We start from the raw sequence: 13,586 nt of genomic DNA, 5'->3' as shown, positions 1-13,586 counted from the left end.
CGAAGTGCGCTGTTACAGCCCGCCCGGCAGCTTGTTCATGCTGCTCGCGCCACCGCCCATGGACTCGCCGGCGGAATCCATGATGTAGCCGACCATGCCGAGCGCGGGACCGCCGAGGCCATAGCCGAAGATCGAGCCAGTGGTGACCTGCTGATCGCCCTTGCTCTTCTTGATGCCGTTGTTGATCCCGACGCCGGTCGCGGTAATACCGAGTCCGTAGCAGCCATAGATCAGCGCATCGAATGCAGAGCCCATGTCGTTCTTCAGGGACTTCGCGATGCCACCCAGGCTAATTGCTTCAGCAGGAGCCGCGAACAAAAGGCTCGTCCCGATCAGCGAGCCGAAGATCGTAACCGCCAGGCGGAAATTTGAGAGTCGAAGGTTATTGGGCAGGAACGAGTGCCACGTGATCGCGAGAGCCAGCACGAGGATCGCAATGTCGAGCGCCGGATTCGTGAATGCGAGCCGGCCGAAGAAGATGACACCGAATACTGCCGCGAGAACGAAGTTTCGATGCGTCAGTGCGTAAAGGTGAAGCCGGGCGATGTGGTGTTTCATTGGTGTTGCTCCATAGCAATTAAAAAGTTAAACCGATCGTTGCTTTAAAAGCATCCAGTGTGGCGGTGATGTTCACGAGAGCCGCACCACCAAGGATGTGAATAAAACCCTTCCATGCGTAGTCTTCGTACCCTCCTCCTCCGCCACCGTTAGATGCCCTTCGCAACATCGTCCATCCCTTCAGTCCGTACCACCAACCGAAGGTAGAGATGATCGTCAGCACGGCGTTGATCGCGGGCCCGAATGCGCCGGCTGCGGACGCGCCTGAATAGGCGACGAGGCCGTAGGTCGCTTCGCTCTCGCCCATCGATGCAAGCGTGCTATTTACGGCACCCGAGAAGTGGACGATCAGCGCCCCGATAAAGAACGCCGCGAAAATGCTTTGGCCTGAAATGTCGGCCCCCGGCGATGCCGACTTGCGCATCGCGTCCGAGATCGCCTTGCTGCAATAGAAGATGCCGATGCCTACAGCGACCGTCTGCGCAAGAGCCTGGAACGCAATGATGTCCTGAGCAATGTTGACGACGATCGTAGTCAGGTCCATTACTGAATTACTCCCGCAGTCGTGTAGATTTTGTAGTTGTCGGCATCGATTCGCGTGACTTCTGATGTTCCGATCTTGTCGCCTACGGCTACGACGATCTGCTTGCCGCTTTCCTCGTCAACGACCCAGCCTTGGCCGGGGATCACCTGTTTGATGTGGTAGCCAAGCTGGACCTCGACACCCCGACGCTTATGTTTGCCCGTAGGACGAGCATGCGTCGTTGCCTTCTTCACCGGGGCTTCGGTGGTCGCGTCGACATCGTCATTGGCGCTTGAGTCGGATTGAGCGACGGTCGCGGCCTTGCTGCCATGCGGGCCACGATGTGCCAAAGCATTGCGCGCGGCTTTCAGTTCGCGTTTGAGCTTGCGGATCTCGGCATCCTTTGCATCCGTTGCTGGCGCATCCGGCACGGCGGCAGCCGGTGCCGCCGTCGTGACGGAGCTTGCTCCAGCCACAAGGCCACCTGTGACTCCGCTCGCTGCACCAGTTGCGGGCGTCGCCGCAGCAGCGACTACCGCTGCAGCCGCGGCTGAGGCGGCTGAGGGTGCAGCACTCCCGCCTGTCGCCGGCGACGACGAGCCCATGTCGAGTGGCGCACCGTTTGCCTTGGTGCTCGCGGCGTCAGCAGCCATAGACCCGGATGCGACAGTCGGAACAGGGCCCGTCGGAATCCCCGGATTTGCTGCCTGTGCGGGCAACGGGGCTGCGCCCCCTTGAGTTGCATCCGTCGCTCCAACCTGCGGTGGCAAGGGCGAGGGTGTCGGTGAATTGGGAATCATCCCGCCGGTGTCGGACGGCAAAGCGTTAACCGGCGCATTCGTGAACTGCGTGTCCGGTTTCGACTTGAAATGCTTGTAGCCGAACATGGCCGCCATCACAATCGCAGCGCCGCCCGCAAGCAATACGGGTGTCGGGATCGAGCGCTTCTTCTTCGGCTCGGTGTCAAAGGTCGTGATGTCGGCTTCGTCTGCACCGGGGTGGCCCGTGACATTCGGATGCTCATCTACCGAGGGACCATCCAGGTTCGCCGAGAAATGATCGTGTTCGCTCATATGGTCGCTCGCTATGAAATGCGTATCAAAGCAATTATACGTAAATTGTCGGACGTGGAAATGGCGACTATTGGATGATCACGTCCTGCCTAAACAGGATCAACACAGGGGTGTTCATTTCCACGCGGCCAGTGATCGCCGGGATGGAGGAGACCTCCTGTTGAATGACGCCTTGCATCCCTTGAATGCCACCTGAAACCCCCGCGCCGATCAGTTGCTTGCCGCTCGGGTTGGGGTTGTTGACCTGGGTAACGCCCCCGATCGCGTTCTGAGTCACAGTCGATCCGGCGTTGCTGTACACACTGCCTGCCGCGCCGAGTGCGCCAAGAATGCCAGGGATCAGGACGCGCTCCGGTATGTGGTGATCGATATCTGCGGGCAGCGCATTGCTGAGCGTCTTGTCATTCAACGCGACTGCATCGATTGCAACGGTCCTGCCTTGGCACGTCATCGTTGAGAATGTTGCGCTGACGCTCTGGTTTGTGAGCTTGCCAGTTCCGCGGAGTTCCGAACCTTTGCAGGGGCCCTGGTCGAGCACTGCGAGAACGTCGGACGGCACGCTCGTGTCAATGCCATTTTCGAGGTGCGCGTAATACTTCGCGCTATCTTTGATGACAGCAGTTCTCGCTTGTGCTGCGCCAGTGGGCGCGCCAGTCATGTCGCGTTGTGCCGCTGTCGCGGCGGCAGTCTGCTCCCCCTGCTTCTGCAAGCCGAGCACTTCTTGTGACTGCGGGGGGTTGTCCCATTGATTCGCGAGGCTTTGGAGTTGCTGACTCACACCCGGCGACGGCGCGGGTAGCGGCGGTAGCTGCTGCGCCTGCTGCGCCTGCTGCGACCCGCCCGGATGCTGATAGTCGATCCGCTCCGGGGGCGTGTTGTCGTTCCGTTGCTGAAGCTGCTGCTCCAGTTGGCTGTTGTCGGAAAGTGCGGGAACGAAGGTGCTGCCGGTTTTTTGCGCCTTCGCCAACCCTTCCTGATTCTGGCTATTGAGCGCCTGCGTATAGTGTGGCGTCTCCTGCGACGGCGTGCCACCTTGCGAATCAACGGTCGGAATGTCGAACTGCGCCGCCTGATCCTTGCGGTGCTTCATCGCCGCATACGCCACCCCTGCACAGACGACTGCCAAGACGACGATTCCACCAATGACCTTTGCGTTGCGCATAAAGCCGGGGTGCAGCTTTCGAGAATCATTGCCGGCCATCGTTACTCCAGATCAAGAATGATGTTGCGGGTCGCGCCGTTGGCGCTCACTGTGACGACGGGCGTCTGTGGGATCTCGTAGACGTGCGTGCCGTCAGCCGCCGTCAATATTCCGTAGTAGGCGGGATTGCTCAGCGAAAGGCTGGTTCGCAACACGATGCGATCGCCGACTGCCCACGCCTTCATGTCGGAAGACGCGTTTTCAATACGAATGGGCTTTGCGCCTGGCGTGTCCACGCCGTCCAGTAGAGACTGCATGTAGTCCTTCGGCAGATCGATCGCGGTCGTGCCGCGCACGGGTGCGATTGCGTTCGGTCCTCGGCGCGGGATGCGCACGTCGAGGCGGTAGTCCGTTTCCTTCTGGCCCGCGATCATCTTGACGACTATCGGGAAAGGAAGATCTTTGAGGAAAACCGCTACATCGCCTTCAACATAGTCCCCGTCCGCGGTGATCGTGATCGAAGGGACCGTGGGAACAGGTTTCAGCACATCGAACCGGCCCTTCGCCATGTTGTTCACTTCGATGATGTCCCACGGCGCACCGGTACTGTCGATGAAATTGACAGTTGCCCCGAGGTGGCTCACTCGCACGATCGGCGGCGGTGCTCCCGGTGAGAGATCCACTGTAATCGATGACGAGACGGGCTTCGAGGGCGTTCTAGCGCTGGTGGACGCCGCGCGTTTTGCTTGATCGATGCGCTTTCGCAGAGCTTTGATCTGGTCGCCCGACAAGGGCGACATCGTGCTGACGGCCGCGTCGTAGTTGACAGTAGCCTGGTCCACCAATGGCGGGAGCGGTCGGGGAGCGTTGGGAGCCGAATAGACGTTCCCACCAGTGTTCGGCATCGAACCTGCTGCGCCAGCCGAGTAAGAGGTCTGACTGGCCGGAGCCTGCCCCGCTGCGCCGGAATTGTAGGGTGTCTGCCCTGCTGCGCCTGCCCGATTCGTCTGCGTCATTTGCGCGCTTGCAACTTGCGCTGCGCCGACAAGCGCGAGCAAGCACAGCGACTTCGTGAATGCGCTCGTCATCGATTCCACCTCAGAATGGATTGCCGGTCACCACCGCATACATCTTTCGCGTGTCCATGATGCCGGTGAGCCAGTCTTGCGCGCGGCGGTTCGGTGCAGTGCGCCGCAGTTCCTCCAGTTCATCGCGGCTCGCGATGAACGGGTCGATCAGGTCGAATACCTGATGCCAGTCGGTGCCCTCAACGCTTGCCAGCGGATGAGTGCCCTCCTTTTCCTGCGAATCCTGAGCAATATCGATTGCCGTGGGAAGGGGTTTGAAGCCGTCAATCATGCCATCACCTAGTTGTTTACGCCGTTGCCGAGGAATCGGGTTGCACTCGTTGAGATGCCATCCGGGCTATCGACAGTCGGAACCCTTTCAATATTGGTCTCGATAATGAACGAGTACGATCGCTTCTCCGTCTGACTCACCAGCGTGATTGAAATTGGCTGCTGGACGGTCCATTTGTAGATCGGATCGCCGCGTTTCGAGGTGGCCGTCACAACGCCAGCGCCGGTTGCGACAACAGAGGAGATTTGACGTCGGTCGCGGATTTTCGCGATAAGGTCGGAGAACCCCTGATCTGCCATCAGTGCCTGGTATCCCTGATCCGTGTAGCACCCTTTCGTGCCATGGAGGGAGTTCAGATGCTCTCGGAGATCCTTGTCCACGAACGTCAACGTGAACGATCGCGAGATGCAGTCCTGCGCGAATTGCACGACCTTTTCCTGGGACACGAGCGGTTCATTCAGCGGAACCAGTCGAATTAGGCGGCCGTCCGGCGTAACGGCGAAATAGACGGGGGGCACATCACGGCTAATAAGCACCGCGTTCACGATGATCGAAACGAGCAGCGCCATCGCGAGGATCATGTTGCTGCCGAGCAGTTTCGGCCAACTGAACTTATAGAGAAAGGTCTCTGCGAGCAGTCGCACCGCCGGATGTATTCCCATCCAGCTTGCGGGCACGCGCGACTTCTGTGTCGGCGTGGCCATTAGAGCACTCCCACCTGGAAGCGTGCCGGGTACAGCAAATGTATTTCCCGAATGCCCTCGCGCTCAAATTCGGGGTGCTGCGCTGCAACGGACGTGATGAGCCGGCGAGCGCATTCGAGCATTTCGATCTTGGCAGACTGCGCGGACGGCTGCGTGGCGCGCGCGCAGTCTCGGTCCTTCAACACCTTCACCAGACGTTCGGCGATGTCCGGGCTCGGAATCGCGCCTTGCTCCAGCCGGGTCAGATACGGACGCGAGATATCTGCCTTCGTGCAGATCTTGTTCGTGTCGAGGTTGTTGACGATCCGATACGCCTTCAAAAGCGTAAGAGGCTTCGAGTCGGTGGCCATGTTGAAAGTGTGTGTATTCTATATCGTTATAACGGTACGCAAATTATTCTCGCCGCGTTTTTGCTTGTCAAGCAATTTTAGGTAACGTCAAGCGCAGTTGCACTTTGTTACGCATAGCGCTAAGAGCGCTACGCATTCACATATGCGTAGCGCGTAGCGTGGGCGGAGCGTTGTGGCGTCGCGCGGCGCGCCGATCGACGCGCGAGAGTTGCCGCCGAGCAGATGCGTCGAAATCGACGCATCTATGCGTCAGCGGTGTGCGGCGAACGAGGCCAGCTTTTCCGTGCTCTCGTCGTTCTGCGCATCGACGGTGGTTGCGGACGCTGCGTTCTTGTTGTCGTCGGACATGCGCTGCACCGCGCGAAGCAAACTGCGGATGCTTTCGTTGAGGTGGATCGCGCGCTCGGCGCGGGTCGCAGCAACGTACAGCAGATTCAGTTCCTCTTCAGGTACCTTATCGGCAGGCAGCAGGATTTCTTTATCGTCCGTTAACTCGAAATAGTCCTCGGTCAGCACAACCTGGTCGAATTCCAAACCTTTCGAACTGTGTGCCGTGGTGAATACGATGCCGCCCGTAAGCGTCTTCGGGCTGGCAGTGGGAACGTGGCGGCTCTTGAGTTCTTCGATTAGATCCGGGATGCGTTCGCCGTAGGTCTCCGCGATTTTCGCGAGGAATTTCAGTTCGCGATCGTCGGTGTCTTCCGCGGCCGACTTCAGGTCCGCCAGCGTGGTGAACTGCTTGATTGCTACATCCCTGATGAGATGGTGTTCCCCCGTCGTGAGGTAGTACGCGTCCATCATCATGTCGAACCGGTACTTCTCGGTACCACCGATGAAGTGGTACGGCTTTCCCGACTCCAGGTTGGAAACGGCCGCGTCGAACAACGCGGCGTTGGTACGCGAGATCGTGCAATAGGTCTGCGACTGATCGATTTCAAACTGCGTCGTTCGGTGCTTTCCCAGGCCGGTGATGGGACGAGGAAGCTTGCGGAATGTGCCAAGGAGCGCGGTGGCTACGGCCGCGACGCCGGACCCGAACCGGAAGCTAGTCGTAAGGAAGTGCCGTTCATCAACCGGGATCTCGCGCATTGCGTTCGTGGCACCGCGGAACTGATAGATGGCCTGGTTTTCATCGCCGATGACGAGCAGGCCGGTTTTCTGGTTCTTGATGATGTCCAGTACGGTCGGATTCAGATCCTGCGCTTCGTCGCAGATGATGGAGGTGTATTTGCGGGACAGATCGGGGTTGGTGAGCTGCCAGAGCTTGAGGTAACCGTCGTGCGGGAGAGTGACATCGGCACATTTGGGATCGCACATCTTCGCGAACAGATCCTTTGCGCTCTGGACGACGATCGCGCGCTGCCCCGTCGGAACCTTCAGATCCTTGGGGATGCTGCGGTCGGTAATGGTTTTGTCGGCCGAGCAGAGCCACGACTCGAGAGTGGACTTGATCAGCCGCGCCATGCGCGGATTCACCTGCATTGCCTTCGCGATTGCCATCGGACGCATGTCGCCGAGCTTGGCCGACCACCCTGCATTCCCAAGTTCAGCGAAGAGCCGGGGCACGATTGCGCCATAAGCGAGTGAGTGCATGGTGCGGCACTCGACCCACGCAGGAAACTTCGTCTTCGCTTCCCTCGCGATGCTCGCGTTGTATGCCATGTACAGGAACTTCTCTTGCGGGCGAGCTTCCGCGTACTTCACCGCGGTCGTCGTCTTCCCGGTGCCTGCATAAGCATTTACACCGACGCGCCGCGCCTTCGTGCCAATCACCTTCGCCTGCTCGGGAGTCGGCTGCGACGCCGGCTTGGTTTCAACGCTCATGGAAGCCTCCTGTTACGTATCGTATATATGATACGTGCGTTGCTAGGCGCGAGCAATCCACCTGAGTATGTGGTCGTTCAGTTGGGCTTCGGCGTTGGATCGTTGGACACTTCCGGCTTCGCATTCTGCTTGAATTGCAGCCAGGCGGACCGGCGTGGTGCATAGTGCCGGCGCGCAGTTCTCGTTGAACTGTGGCCGAGAAGTGCGGCAACCTCCTCAGGCGACGCGACGGCTTTGGTGTTGGCGGCGAACTGGTGTCGTGCGGAGTACAGCGCATACCGCTTGGACGAGTCCTTTCCCCAGATTGCTTTGCACGCGCGATTCAACGCCTCGCCGCAGCGGTTGTGTATCTGGTTGAAAGTCATGCCCTTGGCGCGTAGCTCGCGCAATGCGTCGAGGTGCGCACGAATGACCGGGAGGTCATCCGTGCGCACGGGAACGGTACGGCTTACGCCTGTTGCACGACCGTTGGTGGCCTTGGCGTTCTGGACGACGAGCGCCGATTCGTCCTCAGACAGTTCGGCTTTCTGCCATTCGCACGGGCGCAGGCCCGTGGAGAGCGCAGCCATCAGCCAGAGGGCGGTCCGCTTCGCGTAGTCACCACCCTGTTTGGGATTCGCCAGGTTGGCAACGAGCACGTCGTAGTCGCGCTTGGGGATGCCCTTCCTCTTTCGCGACGACGTTTGGCCTGGTTCACGTTCCGGTTTGCAATCCGAATAAGGCAGTGCTCGGATCTCGTCGGCGGTGGCCTCGAATATCCGGTCGCCATTGCGTTCGTATTCGATCTGGTAGCGGCATACAAGGCTGGCTTGGTACTGCCTGAAGGTGGACCACTTCCACTCGTGCGCGTGCCGCTTCATGTAGGCGACCACATCGCTCGGGGCCGGATAGGCGTCCTCCGGCAACTGCATCTCGTCCGCAATCCTGCTCAGCAGGCTGTCGGCTCGCTGGAGGTAGCGGGCCACGGTGTCGTCGGTCCGGGTTTGATACCGGGCGCGGTTGGTCTTCATTCTTGTTTGCTTCCTTCTTGGTGCGGTCCCGCTTGTGGGTGTCGGCTGCGATGGTATCCCGTCCGCTCGAATTCGCCCCGTCCGTTTGCCGCTTTGTACGCTTCCCGTCTGATGGTGTCCTGCCTTGCGGACCGGCCACGGTCGATCGTGTGCTGGCGGTTCGGTTCCTGCTCGTGTGGTGTCCTAGTGTTGTCGTGTCCTGTTGCGGTGAGTTTTCGTTACACGGTGAGGTATCACGTAGCGGCTATATTCCATATAGCCGCGTTACACACGCATCTTCGCTGCGGTGTAACCGCCATCTAGGGTTCTGTTTCACGCATGATACCTGCACCGAATGGAAAACGTTCGTCGTTGGTGACCGGGTGTTGTTGGGACACGAGCGAGTAAGTTGACGCGATCTGCCGACTGCGAACGTGCGGTGTGCGCCTGACGAGGCAGCGACCGTGCGGGACGGATGGCGGCTGATGGTCGAAGTGACCGAGCGGGCGGTGGAAGCTGGCCGATACGGCAGCCGTAGGAGAGCGCCAGTGAGGTGAATTGGTCGCGGGTGGCGGTGAGCGGCGATGTTACGCTGGTTTCGGTTGTTACCACGCATACGGCGATGCGCGGTAACAACCTGCGAGCTACCTCATGATGTTGAGGTTCATCTTGTCCATCAAGGACAAATCCACCTTGCGTTTCGGCGGCTTCGTGTCGTGAACGACTTCAGGCGTGTTGCGTTCTTCGGCCGTTACCACGCGCGAACTCTCTTCGGTGATCGAGGCTCTGACTGGCGCTGGAGTGGGATCTTTCGGCGCAGGAACCGGTGCTTGCGGAAGCGCGACGGCGACGGCTGGACGGTGCGTGGAAACAGGCAGCGTGCCCTGCTCCACCATCAATCCGAGCGCTGCAAGCTGCCTCAACCTGGCCATGCGCTTGTACAGGCTGACTTCCGACAGAGCGTTGTACAGCGCTCTGTCGGTGGCGTCGTTCACCGTGCCGTTGATCCTCAGCGGCTTGCGTTCGACTTCAGCCATTGTTCACCCAGCATTTGGAAGCCGCGGACGTTGGCGAAAACGGGATCGGTGCCGACGTGCACCTCCAGATTCGGGAACCGGGCCTTCACTGCGTCGAGGTACAGGTGCGTTGCCCCGCCCACGAGGATCACGTTTTCGATATCAACCACGCCCTTCGCGCCGCTGATGAGCTTGTTGACCGCACCATCGGCCTGCTGACGGATCAGCGGACGGTATTTTTCGAGATCGACCTGCTTGCCGTAGACCCGCAGCGGGCGGCCCGTGCGCAGCGATTCGTCAATGCGCATGATGTCGCCCGGATCGCACTTGAGATCCGCCTCGATCGCTTCTCGCACGGAGGCAAGGATCGTGGACGCGCCGGCGTCGTTGACGGCCGCCGAGCGCGAATCGATCGGACGATCACCCTCGGACGTTACCCAATCCAGCGTGTAGAAGCCGGGATCGATGATCAGGTTGCGTTCATCGAAAGCGTGGCTCATGCCGTTCTGGACGACGTAATCGTAGAAGCCACCCATCGGCTGCGGGACGACCGTAACCTTTTGAATCGTCACGGTTTTCTCGCCGAATGTATGCTGGCCGCACACGAACTCCTCGAGCTGCCGGCGCTTCGCCTCGTAGGTGGTCAGGGGCAGGCCGAGGACCAGGCACGCGATATCGTCCACCTTCATGTAGGCCAATGACGCGCGGACCAGCGCGAGATAGCGGTTCGAGAGGCAGAAGTTCTCGTCGAGCACGCGGTCATGGCTGCCGCCACCGAGCGCCAGGCGTACCTCCTTGCCAACCTCGTAGGTCTCGCCGTCGAGGGAAATCTTCACGGTGTCGCGCTCCTGCCCGATCGCGTGCGAGAAGTTGTTCTGCAACGCAGTCGGCGTCAACGACGGGAACATATCGCAGATCTCGTTCAGACCTTGGTTCAGTGCGCCAACCGTGAATTTCGTATTGCCGTAACCGACATCAACCGCACGAACAGCCAATTCCTTACTCATTGTCATAGCCCTCTCAAAGGAAACGACGCACCGCTGCGTCATTGGTAGGTATATTACGTATCGTTGCAACGATACGCAATAAAAATATGCGTCGTTTGAGCGTGCACTCGCTGTTCACAACGCAAGAACGACGCATGTTTGCGTCGTCGAATTGAATGGTGCGCTGGAGTGATGATCTCCGGCCGCAGCGGAACGACGCATGTCGGCGTTGTTTGTGCGTCGATTTCGGCCGGGTGTCGTAAAGAAGGGCGAGCAGGGCGCGTTGGATAAATGCGTAGGATTTAACCGATACGCAACAAATCGTTGATCGCGACTTTTACGTATGCTACGCTTGATACGTAATTTTTCGGCCGGCCGACCGGCTACAGATAAGAGCAAATCTATGCAACTGACACGCGTAGCACTATTCATCGCAGTCAGCGGGGTTGCCGGCTGTGCGCAGCCGCCTGTTGCGGTTGACCCGACGGGTCGAATGCTGGACGCGCAATTGAACGAGTCCGCCAAGAAGATCGATCGCCTCCTCGGTGATATCTCGCGCGCGGGAGGTCTGTCGTCCGTCGCACCCAAGACTGGAACCGTGGTCGTGAACGGTGATCTCGTGACTGTCGACTGGCAGGGCGATGCGCCGGAGGTGCTGCGTAAGCTTGCCGAAGCCAAAGGGTTGAAGTTCTCGACTCTCGGTCGCGCGGTGCCGGTGCCCGTTTCGATCGATGCCACGAATGAAAGCTTCATCGACGTCCTCCAAAACATCGGCACACAACTAGGTGGTCGAGCCGACGTGGTGCTGAAAGCCGACTCCCTGGAGATTCACTACCGTGCGATTTAAGCGGACGGTTCTCATATCCGCGTGCGCGGCGCTATGGTGCGGCCTGTCGGCCGACCCCGCGCGCGCGGATATGTCTCTGGATGACCTCGCGAATCTCTCGGTGGATTCGCTCCCCGCTGTTGCTGCTATCTCGCCCGTACGGGCGAACATGCTGAGCGAGGTGGCGTTGCCCCTTGGCAGTCACAAGGGCCTTGCGGATCGTTCCGCCATTCTGATCGGGGAACTCGAAGCGCGCGCAACGCGCCTCGACACGCTGTACCGGTTCAGCGCGCTCGTGATGAGAAACGGGATGCTTCCGCCAGTTATTAGCGAGGCGCGTGATGCGGTGGAGGCGACGGCCGACCAGATTCGCGCGGCCGACCGCATGTACAAGATCATCTCGCCTGCCAGGTTTGTGACGATCGCGCCATCGTGGCGGGATTACCTGTTTGTCGGGCTGCGCATCAAGCAAACGCAGGATTTGCCTTTCGCTGCCGTTCTACCGAAGACTTCCGCTGAGCGTGCGTACTGGAAGGATCAGATCATGATCGGGTACGCGCAAGGCCAAAAGCTCGCGGACCAGATTCTGGAGACAAACCGCGCGCGGCTCGACCGCGACTATATGGGCATGCTGCGCTATTCCGAACTGCTCAACAAGGGCATGGTTTCCGAGCCGACAGTTGCCGTTGCACCGAGCATTGTTTCCGGTGACAGAAACCAGATCAATGTCGGCGATACCCTGTATCGCGTAACGGATCATGGTGGCTTTGTGATCGACCCCAACAAGTGGCAAGCTACCGTTGCACCCGGCGCGTCGGATGCGGGTGGTGCAAAGCGAGGGGCCAAGTGATTATTCGCCCCGAGCCGTTCAATCTCCTGCCGAATTTTGGGCTGGACAGTCTTCAGTCCTTTCTCTCGTACTGCAACGACGTGGGGTCTTCGGACATTCTGTTCCAGACGGGCGACGTGGTGTGGGGAGAAATCAAGGGTCGTCAGGCACCGCTTACTACGCGGACGATCAAGGACGGCGAGATCAAGACACTGCTCTCGATTGCATTCGGAAGCGAGGTGATCGGCGTCATCAAGGGCGGGAACGACGCCGACCGGCCTTATCGATTCGTAGTCGAGCGCGACACGCGCCGATATCGCGTCAACATCGCCGGTGCTCAAGTCGGCGATGCAGAAGATGGTTTGTCCATCACGATGCGAACGATTCCCGAAGTTCCGCCCCCGTTGGACTCGCTCAACCTCCCTGCGGGTATCCGCGAAAACCTGTTTCAGCCGCGCGGCCTTGTTTTCGTGTGTGGTCCTACCGGTTCGGGAAAGACAACGCTCCAATCGTCGTTTTACGCTCACACGTCGGAGACGGATGGTGACGTGAAGATCCTGCTCTATGAAGACCCGATTGAATTTCTGTTCACGAAGGTCAAGAACGCAGGACCGAAGATCCGGCAAATGCAGATCGGCCGTCATATCCCGAGCTTCGCGCGTGGCATCCGCAACGCAATGCGGTGTAAGCCGACATTGATCGGGATCGGCGAGGCGCGCGACGCAGAAACGATCGGCGCATTGGTAGAGGCAGCGCTTACGGGCCATGGTGCGTACGGGACTATGCACACGGAAAGCGTGTCGGAGACAATCAGTCGTGCTATTCAAGTGTTTCCCGCTGACCAGCACTCCGCAATCGCCTCCAAGATTCTCGGTTCACTACGACTGATTGTGGTGCAGATCCTGGTGCCGACACTCGACGGCAATCGTCATGCCGTCCGGGAGTATCTCTACTTCGATCGCGACATCAAGCGGGATATGAGTGATATGCCCTACACGCAATGGGGCGCGTTCCTCCGAAGGGTCGTTGCTGAGAAAAAGCAGGATATGGCAACCGGCCTTCGAACACTGCTCGATGGTGGTTTGATTGACCAGAAGGCTTTCCGGCGCTATGCGGGCGAGGCGATTGTATGAAGAACATGCGTCGTTCGATATGGCGGGATGCCGCCTTGATTCCGCGCGTCGGGCCGGTCGATGCGCGCGCCTTCTTTCCACTCTTGGGTGCGCTGTTCTATCCGCGTAAGTGGTCTTTCGCACTGGCCGTACTCGCGATTGTCGGATTTTTCATTATGGAGAAGCGGGGATACACCCTTCCGGTGCTTCTTCGCGCAATTCGCCACAGATTGCGTGGGGCCGTGGTCCATGCGCGTGCTTGGTGGCATCACCGGAGATATTGAGAATGAGAGGGT

General features: G+C 59.4%; 16 protein-coding genes. 4 read left to right on the top strand and 12 right to left on the bottom strand.

Going from position 1 to position 13,586, the window contains the following annotated elements; genetic code table 11:
* Nucleotides 1-12: 12 nt before the first annotated feature.
* From ACN8ZM_RS41065 to ACN8ZM_RS41010, 12 genes are all read right to left on the bottom strand, one after another.
* Nucleotides 13-558, bottom strand: a complete 546-nt coding sequence (locus ACN8ZM_RS41065) for a hypothetical protein (RefSeq protein WP_134256863.1) — start codon at nt 556-558, stop codon at nt 13-15.
* Between the two features lie 19 nt (nt 559-577).
* Nucleotides 578-1,102: a conjugal transfer protein TraQ gene (traQ, locus tag ACN8ZM_RS41060; protein WP_134256864.1), complete on the bottom strand. Its 525-nt coding sequence runs from the start codon at nt 1,100-1,102 to the stop codon at nt 578-580.
* A complete protein-coding gene (locus ACN8ZM_RS41055) occupies nt 1,102-2,154 on the bottom strand; it encodes a hypothetical protein (RefSeq protein ID WP_420213587.1) in 1,053 nt (350 codons plus the stop codon). Before ACN8ZM_RS41055 ends, traQ begins: the two co-directional genes overlap by 1 nt.
* A gap of 67 nt (nt 2,155-2,221) precedes the next feature.
* Nucleotides 2,222-3,355 carry a DotG/IcmE/VirB10 family protein gene (locus ACN8ZM_RS41050; RefSeq protein ID WP_134256866.1) on the bottom strand — a complete coding sequence of 378 codons (1,134 nt, stop codon included), beginning with the start codon at nt 3,353-3,355 and terminating at the stop codon, nt 2,222-2,224.
* Nucleotides 3,356-3,357: 2 nt separating this feature from the next.
* Complete coding sequence (locus ACN8ZM_RS41045; RefSeq protein ID WP_134256867.1) at nt 3,358-4,383, bottom strand: DotH/IcmK family type IV secretion protein; 1,026 nt, start codon at nt 4,381-4,383, stop codon at nt 3,358-3,360.
* Nucleotides 4,384-4,393: 10 nt separating this feature from the next.
* Nucleotides 4,394-4,654: a hypothetical protein gene (locus ACN8ZM_RS41040; protein ID WP_091924148.1), complete on the bottom strand. Its 261-nt coding sequence runs from the start codon at nt 4,652-4,654 to the stop codon at nt 4,394-4,396.
* An 8-nt stretch (nt 4,655-4,662) separates the two neighbouring features.
* Entirely contained in the window at nt 4,663-5,358 is a 696-nt protein-coding gene (locus ACN8ZM_RS41035) for a DotI/IcmL family type IV secretion protein (RefSeq protein WP_134256868.1), read from the bottom strand.
* On the bottom strand, nt 5,358-5,708 hold the full coding sequence (locus tag ACN8ZM_RS41030) for a helix-turn-helix domain-containing protein (protein ID WP_134256869.1): 351 nt from the start codon (nt 5,706-5,708) through the stop codon (nt 5,358-5,360). Before ACN8ZM_RS41030 ends, ACN8ZM_RS41035 begins: the two co-directional genes overlap by 1 nt.
* Nucleotides 5,709-5,957: 249 nt before the next feature.
* On the bottom strand, nt 5,958-7,532 hold the full coding sequence (locus ACN8ZM_RS41025; protein ID WP_134256870.1) for a UvrD-helicase domain-containing protein: 1,575 nt from the start codon (nt 7,530-7,532) through the stop codon (nt 5,958-5,960).
* A 77-nt stretch (nt 7,533-7,609) separates the two neighbouring features.
* Nucleotides 7,610-8,542: a site-specific integrase gene (locus ACN8ZM_RS41020; protein WP_420213586.1), complete on the bottom strand. Its 933-nt coding sequence runs from the start codon at nt 8,540-8,542 to the stop codon at nt 7,610-7,612.
* Nucleotides 8,543-9,165: 623 nt separating this feature from the next.
* On the bottom strand, nt 9,166-9,558 hold the full coding sequence (locus ACN8ZM_RS41015) for a hypothetical protein (protein WP_134256871.1): 393 nt from the start codon (nt 9,556-9,558) through the stop codon (nt 9,166-9,168).
* Entirely contained in the window at nt 9,531-10,544 is a 1,014-nt protein-coding gene (locus ACN8ZM_RS41010; RefSeq protein ID WP_166742053.1) for a PRTRC system protein D, read from the bottom strand. The genes ACN8ZM_RS41015 and ACN8ZM_RS41010 overlap by 28 nt, the downstream gene beginning before the upstream one ends.
* A 382-nt stretch (nt 10,545-10,926) precedes the next feature.
* Here ACN8ZM_RS41010 and ACN8ZM_RS41005 point away from each other — a divergent pair, with 382 nt between their 5' ends.
* The 4 genes from ACN8ZM_RS41005 to icmT all read left to right on the top strand — a co-directional run bounded on the left by ACN8ZM_RS41005 (nt 10,927) and on the right by icmT (nt 13,574).
* On the top strand, nt 10,927-11,370 hold the full coding sequence (locus ACN8ZM_RS41005) for a DotD/TraH family lipoprotein (RefSeq protein ID WP_166742054.1): 444 nt from the start codon (nt 10,927-10,929) through the stop codon (nt 11,368-11,370).
* Between the two features lie 70 nt (nt 11,371-11,440).
* Nucleotides 11,441-12,199 carry a type IV secretory system conjugative DNA transfer family protein gene (locus tag ACN8ZM_RS41000; RefSeq protein ID WP_420213585.1) on the top strand — a complete coding sequence of 253 codons (759 nt, stop codon included), beginning with the start codon at nt 11,441-11,443 and terminating at the stop codon, nt 12,197-12,199.
* Nucleotides 12,196-13,311 (top strand): ATPase, T2SS/T4P/T4SS family, encoded by a 1,116-nt coding sequence (locus ACN8ZM_RS40995; protein ID WP_134256874.1) that lies wholly within the window; start codon nt 12,196-12,198, stop codon nt 13,309-13,311. Before ACN8ZM_RS41000 ends, ACN8ZM_RS40995 begins: the two co-directional genes overlap by 4 nt.
* Complete coding sequence (gene icmT / locus ACN8ZM_RS40990) at nt 13,308-13,574, top strand: IcmT/TraK family protein (protein WP_420213584.1); 267 nt, start codon at nt 13,308-13,310, stop codon at nt 13,572-13,574. Before ACN8ZM_RS40995 ends, icmT begins: the two co-directional genes overlap by 4 nt.
* Nucleotides 13,575-13,586: the final 12 nt, after the last annotated feature.

Source organism: Burkholderia aenigmatica (genome assembly GCF_048627025.1).
Taxonomy (GTDB): Bacteria; Pseudomonadota; Gammaproteobacteria; order Burkholderiales; family Burkholderiaceae; genus Burkholderia; species Burkholderia aenigmatica.
This window is presented reverse-complemented; position numbering and strand designations above follow the sequence as displayed.